Genomic DNA, 5,666 nt, shown 5'->3' with positions numbered 1-5,666 from the left:
TTTTCTCATTTTAACCCTGTTAAATCAAGCACACTCATCTCCTTGCATGTATGAAGGTTTTCAAGTTCTAAGGGTTATTGTTGTAGTTTGACAGTAGGTTTTATACTAAGTGGGAAGAGGTTGGATTAAGTAGGAATACGTGGTAATTTGTTGTTTTTATGTACAATTTTGACCATTCAATGCGCGTTTTATCAAAATAGATTTTGACACCTAAAATTGCAAAAATTACCGAAAATCAGAAAAAAGTGCGTTTCCATAAGTAAAAATGAGAAAAGGCTTTCAAAACCCTTTGAGAACATCTTTAAACTCTTTGAAAAAATAAATTGGTACAAAATCTAGTGTCAAAATATACAAAACCAGATGACAAGCTATAATTGTAGCATTAGGAATTACTAAGGCAACATTGGAGGATGACAAATAGCATGGTGACTATTGGTGTGCATTTTGAAAGGCAAGGATGATGGTGCTCAAATAGATTTTATACACGTTACAATGAGATTTTACTTTATCCATGTATGGTCTGCTATTATGAAATGAGTAAAGTGTTGGGAGATGTTTCATTAAAATAAATGTGTAAATAACATGATTTGGGAGACCTTTTGTTTTACGTGAGGGGCATGACTTTATTAAAAACAGAGAATGCAATAATATTTTTATTTCGAATAAGCTTTATACAAAGACAGAGAAATTATTTATTCGCATATTATAATAAGAATGCGTGTATATATAAAACCATTTGAAAAACTCTGTTGTTTCTTATGAATTATTCTTAAGTTAATAACAGATGTAACATTAAAGATTGATATAATAGACCGGCTTCTTAACTGTATAAGTATAAAAATGATGGTGTTTAGTAAGCTTTGTATTATATCCTCATTAAGAGATATGAAAACAAACGAAATGTCTTTTAGAAAGAAATGACTATCATATCAATGACTTTTTAATGATGTATATGTAGAGATTCATACAAACATGCTTTACAAAAATAATGACTCTCTTCCATGAATGTGATTTATCATTGTTTACCAAGTGAGAACATTTTGAGTGTTCATAAAAATTATTTCACAAACATATTATTAATTAATTGCGTTCAAAAAGCTTGCTATTTCATATGCATTTTGGAAATGGAGAGCTTATATTCAAAACTTAAAAGTTCTCATAGTTTTTACAAATAAGTTGAAGCTAAAAAGAGTATCCCATAAAGCCTTTTTTATCATTAGGAAGATGGACGTGTTACAATATAAATGGCAATCAGCAATAATATAACCGCAACAAGTAAAGAAATCCACAAAGGAGGGTGTAGCATTACAAAAAAGGATAAAAATCCTCCTGTCATACTCATCATTGCAAAAACTTTAACGAATGGAGAGATTGCTTTTTTTTCTTCCCATCGCTTAATAGGGGGACCAAAAATACGATGATTATTCAACCATTGATGAAAACGTGGAGAAGAACGCGTAAAACACCATGAGGCAACCAATAAAAAAGGCACAGTTGGCATAATAGGTAATACGACACCGATAATACCTAATATAACCATCGCCCACCCTGCTATATAATAGCAGATACGTAAAGGGTGCGATATCTTCAAATCTTTTTTCATTTTCTCGTACTATTTTCCTCTACGCAAAACCCTATACAAAAACATTGTATCTGTTTTTTTCTGTTTACATGTCTGAGTGCACAATTACGCTCTACCCCTTCATGCGTAAGTGTCTTTGCTGTTATAAGTTCCTTGAAAATACCGAATAGCTTACACAATATTATAATCATTTTAAATGATTTCAAGAAAAGAGGAGAGATTTTAGAAAAACAAAAAAATAAAAAGGCTGCAGAAGAAATCAATGCAGCCTCTTAATTAAGAATGCAGTGTTGGGGGGGAGAAAATTTACTGCATTCACCTGCTAGATATTAGGAGGAAAAATAACCTAGCACCCCAAACTCTAATTAAAATAAAAATGAGAAACAATATATAAAAATGCATGGCTGATATGCATGAATTTTAACACTTTCAAGTCTCTTGAACTGTGTTTCGACGAAAGAAAATCATCATGAAAATAGCCATAAAAATCAACGTCAAGATCAACACAATTGTGGAAGCAGAATCAGAGCCGATAAATAAGCTGAGATAAATCCCTAAAAAACCAGAAAAAGCTGCAACAAGTATCGCGATCATTAACATAAAAGAAAACCGCTTTGTGACAAGATAGGCAATTGCTCCTGGTGCTATCAGTAAAGAAATAACGAGTACGATACCTACAGCTTTCAAAGCCGCAACAATTGTAAGAGAAATCATCGTTAGCAGGGTATAGTGGAGTAGAGATATTGGTAACCCCATTGCACGTCCTTGAACTGTGTCAAAAATATACAGCATAAAGTCGCGCCATTTTGCTGCTAAAATAAAAGTGACAACAGCAGAAATGATTGCCGTCTGCGTTATATCAAGCCAGTTAACACCCAAGAGATTACCAAATAGAATATGATTCAAATCTAAGCTACTATAAATAGACGTGGCTAAAACAAGCCCCAAACCAAACATTGAAGAAAAGACCACACCCATCACCGTGTCCTGTTTGATACGGCTATTGCTCCCTAAAAAACCCGTTAATAGTGCACACACCATTCCTGCAACAAAAGCACCGCAAGTAATCAAAGTCATTGTAATATTCTCTGGACGCATATGCTGAAACCAAGCAAATGGCAAAGAAGTTAAAAATGCGATTACCCATGGTGTTGTCATATAACCAACAACAACACCTGGAAAAACTGCATGAGAAATGGCATCGCCTAACAGCGCCCATCCTTTCAAAATAAGAAAACAGGAAAGCATCGCCATGGGAATAGAAAGAATCATGACAATAAGCATACCCTTAAGCATAAAAGAAAACTGAAACGGAAGCAGTAATTGATCAATCATGATAATATTACACCCTTTTTTGCCGCATTTATGCGTAAGCGCGCAGCAATAAACCCATGTTTAGGAGCAAAAATAAAAGCCAAAACAAATAAAGATGCTTGAAAAAGCACTACAACCCCCCCCGTTTGTGCATTCAAAAAATAACTCACATAAACACCCAAGACACTTGTGAAGGTTCCAATTACAACTGCAATAACCAAGATGTTTACGAAACGATCACTTAAAAGATAGGCCGTTGCCCCAGGTGTCACAACAAGACAAATGACTAAGAACGCTCCAACGGTTTGCATCGCAGCAACGGTACAAGCGGCAAGCAATGTGAAAAAGAGAATCTTTAAAAATTTTACGTTTAATCCAATGGCATGCGCATGCGTTTCATCAAATAACGAAACAAGAAGATCTTTCCATTTCAAAAGCAATATAAGCAACGAAACAAAGCCGATAAAAGCCAATTGTAGAATATCTGTTGAACTCACTGCTAAAATATTTCCCAAAACAATCGTATCAATATTAACAGCCATTGGTTTTAATGATTTGAGAAACAACCCAAAGGCAAAAAAGGAAGAAAAAATGAGCCCAATAATGGTATCTTCTTTAAGCTTTGTCCGGTGGTTAAAAAAGAGCATTGCTGCTGCTGCAAGACCACCAGAAAAAAAAGCGCCGAGTGAAAAAGGTAACCCTAAAAGGTAAGCTCCTGCTACACCAGGAACAATCGAATGGGAAAGTGCATCACCAATCAATGACCAACCTTTTAACATCAAAAAAGCTGAAAGAAAGGCACAAACACACCCAACTAACCCAGAAACCCACATTGCATTCACCATATATTGATAGCTCAGTGGCTCAAGCAACCAAGAAATCATGCAACGTGCTCCACTCTTTCAATATCTTCACAAACTGCAGACTGCTTTCTTCCCATGAAAACATCATTTTTTTTTGTGGTTTGAAGATCAAAAATATGGTGATGCAAAGACCCTCCAAAAGTTTTCTCCAGATTTTCCTTTGTAAAGATTTTTTCTGTTAACCCAGAAGCTAAAACAGTACCTTTTATTAAAACTGTATGATCACAAAATTCGCGAACAGAACCCAAATTGTGAGTTGAAACCAAGATCACAGCTCCTTCTTTACGAAGATCTTGTAACAAAGCAATGATTTTATCTTCTGTTGTAACGTCAACCCCTGTAAACGGCTCATCTAATAAAATAGCTTTTGCTTTCTGTGCAAGAGCGCGTGCTAGAAAAACACGCTTTTTCTGTCCACCAGAAAGTTCTCCAATTTGGCGCTTGGCAAAAGCCAACATATCAACGCGTTCTAAGGCAATACGAACGGCTTCATAATCTTGTGTACGGGCATAGCGAAAGAAATTCATATGACCGTACCGCCCCATCAATACAACATCTTCAACCAAGACAGGAAAATTCCAATCAACATCTTCACTTTGAGGAACATAAGCAATAAGATTTTTTTTCAAAGCTATATTAACGGGCAAATCAAACATACGAATTTTTCCCTTTGAGGGGCGTACAAACCCCATAATCGCTTTAAATAACGTTGACTTACCGGATCCATTAACACCAACCAATGCCGTAATAGAACCCTTTGGACTTTCAAAATTCACTTCGCGTAAAGCTGTATGTCCATTACGATATGTTACCGTTACTCCTTGGGCAAAAATTCCACATTCCGTCATTGGTTTTTTACTCCCTCTACTAAAGCATTGCTAATACGCCCACTCGTGACACGTAATAAATCAATATAAGTGGGTACCTCACCATTTTTCTCACTTAAAGAATCAACATAAAGAACACCACCGTATTTAGCTCCTGTTTCTCTGGCAACCTGCTTAGCAGGCGCAGGGGAAATAGTGCTTTCAGAAAAAACTGCATGAATATTGTATTTGCGAACCATATCAATAACATGCTTGACCTGCTGTGGTGTTCCTTGTTGGTCAGCATTGATGGGCCATAAATAAAGTTCTTTTAGATCAAAATCACGCGCCAAATAGCTAAAAGCCCCCTCACTGGTCACAAGCCAACGTTTATCTTGCGGTACAGCTTCTAATTCAGCCCTAATTGGATCAATCGTTGCACGAATTTTCTGTTTATAAATTTCAGCATTCTGTTTATAAATTTCAGCATGTTCAGGATCATATTTTACAAAAGCATCGCGAATATTATCAACGTAAATCAAAGCAGAGGTCGGTGACATCCACGCATGAGGATTGGGTTTACCGCTAAAGGGGCCCTCACCAATTTTAATGGGTACAATACCTTTTGAAACAACAACACTTGGAACATCCTTGATATTTTGAAAAAACTTTTCAAACCAAAGCTCTAACTCTAAACCATTCCACAATACAAGGTTAGCTCCCTGAGCACGCATAAGATCGCGTGGGGTGGGTTGGTATTCATGAATTTCCGCACCTGGTTTTGTAATGGATTCAACATCAGCGGCATCACCTGCTACATTGCGTGCCATATCAGCAATGATAGTGAATGTCGTAACAGCTTTAAATTTACCAGCACACAAAGCAAAATTGGGTGTAAAAAAAATAACACTTCCAAAAACTATGGTGAAAAACGTTCTTACGTTCATTGATTCTCTCTTTCCTTTATATGCCTTCTTTTTATTGCAAATAATTTGCATTATCATTTAGCAATAGCAGTTATCTTTTACATTTGCAATGAAGGATTAAGAGAAAAAATAACTTTTCAAGATGTTTAAAAACAGTTTTTTCATATTGAAAAAA

Annotated in this window: 5 protein-coding genes; all 5 read right to left on the bottom strand. The window is 35.8% G+C overall.

The window, feature by feature from the left end; all coding sequences use genetic code 11:
- Positions 1 to 1,216 precede the first annotated feature (1,216 nt).
- The 5 genes from ACFIL8_RS03100 to ACFIL8_RS03080 all read right to left on the bottom strand — a co-directional run bounded on the left by ACFIL8_RS03100 (position 1,217) and on the right by ACFIL8_RS03080 (position 5,512).
- Positions 1,217 to 1,603 carry a YbaN family protein gene (locus tag ACFIL8_RS03100; RefSeq protein WP_375611405.1) on the bottom strand — a complete coding sequence of 129 codons (387 nt, stop codon included), beginning with the start codon at positions 1,601 to 1,603 and terminating at the stop codon, positions 1,217 to 1,219.
- Between the two features lie 408 nt (positions 1,604 to 2,011).
- Entirely contained in the window at positions 2,012 to 2,917 is a 906-nt protein-coding gene (locus tag ACFIL8_RS03095) for a metal ABC transporter permease (protein ID WP_273790250.1), read from the bottom strand.
- On the bottom strand, positions 2,914 to 3,780 hold the full coding sequence (locus ACFIL8_RS03090) for a metal ABC transporter permease (protein WP_375611406.1): 867 nt from the start codon (positions 3,778 to 3,780) through the stop codon (positions 2,914 to 2,916). The genes ACFIL8_RS03095 and ACFIL8_RS03090 overlap by 4 nt, the downstream gene beginning before the upstream one ends.
- Positions 3,777 to 4,607, bottom strand: coding sequence for a manganese/iron ABC transporter ATP-binding protein (locus tag ACFIL8_RS03085; RefSeq protein ID WP_375688882.1), 831 nt, complete (start codon positions 4,605 to 4,607; stop codon positions 3,777 to 3,779). The genes ACFIL8_RS03090 and ACFIL8_RS03085 overlap by 4 nt, the downstream gene beginning before the upstream one ends.
- Positions 4,604 to 5,512: a metal ABC transporter substrate-binding protein gene (locus tag ACFIL8_RS03080; RefSeq protein WP_375611408.1), complete on the bottom strand. Its 909-nt coding sequence runs from the start codon at positions 5,510 to 5,512 to the stop codon at positions 4,604 to 4,606. The genes ACFIL8_RS03085 and ACFIL8_RS03080 overlap by 4 nt, the downstream gene beginning before the upstream one ends.
- Positions 5,513 to 5,666: the final 154 nt, after the last annotated feature.

The sequence above is a fragment of the Bartonella sp. AP57NXGY genome (assembly GCF_042195805.1).
Classification (GTDB): Bacteria; Pseudomonadota; Alphaproteobacteria; order Rhizobiales; family Rhizobiaceae; genus Bartonella.
This window is presented reverse-complemented; position numbering and strand designations above follow the sequence as displayed.

Excerpts from the sequence above, each read along its gene's own strand:
- ACFIL8_RS03085 (WP_375688882.1), bottom strand. The coding sequence starts at position 4,607 with ATGACGGAATGTGGAATTTTTGCCCAAGGAGTAACGGTAACATATCGT.
- ACFIL8_RS03100 (WP_375611405.1), bottom strand. The coding sequence starts at position 1,603 with ATGAAAAAAGATTTGAAGATATCGCACCCTTTACGTATCTGCTATTAT.
- ACFIL8_RS03095 (WP_273790250.1), bottom strand. The coding sequence starts at position 2,917 with ATGATTGATCAATTACTGCTTCCGTTTCAGTTTTCTTTTATGCTTAAG.
- ACFIL8_RS03080 (WP_375611408.1), bottom strand. The coding sequence starts at position 5,512 with ATGAACGTAAGAACGTTTTTCACCATAGTTTTTGGAAGTGTTATTTTT.
- ACFIL8_RS03090 (WP_375611406.1), bottom strand. The coding sequence starts at position 3,780 with ATGATTTCTTGGTTGCTTGAGCCACTGAGCTATCAATATATGGTGAAT.